This is a genomic window from Pseudomonas sp. SIMBA_067 (assembly GCF_046534675.1).
GTDB classification, from domain to species: domain Bacteria; phylum Pseudomonadota; class Gammaproteobacteria; order Pseudomonadales; family Pseudomonadaceae; genus Aquipseudomonas; species Aquipseudomonas putida.
The window spans coordinates 1-268 of sequence record NZ_JAWRYH010000502.1 but is presented as its reverse complement, the minus strand read 5'-3'; the positions used below and the strand labels follow the sequence as shown (position 1 = coordinate 268).

The 268-nt window shown below is 54.9% G+C and carries 1 protein-coding gene; it reads left to right on the top strand.

Annotation, left to right across the window (positions count from 1 at the left end; all coding sequences use genetic code 11):
* The coding region (locus SB765_RS30075; protein WP_410932556.1) for a PQQ-binding-like beta-propeller repeat protein at nt 1–268 on the top strand (268 nt) is incomplete at both ends.

The window sequence follows — 268 nt, the reverse complement described above, 5'->3', positions numbered from 1 at the left end:
GCGGACCGCGCTGGTTTAGTAAAAGCGCTGAATGCGGATGATGGCAAAGAAATCTGGTCTGTCAGCCTGGCCGAGAAAGATGGCTGGTTCTCTAAAGAGCCTGCATTACTTTCTGGCGGTGTGACCGTGTCTGGTGGGCATGTCTACATTGGCAGCGAAAAGGCGCAGGTTTACGCGCTGAATACCAGCGATGGTACTGTGGCATGGCAAACTAAAGTCGCGGGTGAAGCACTTTCGCGCCCGGTGGTCAGCGACGGTCTGGTGTTAA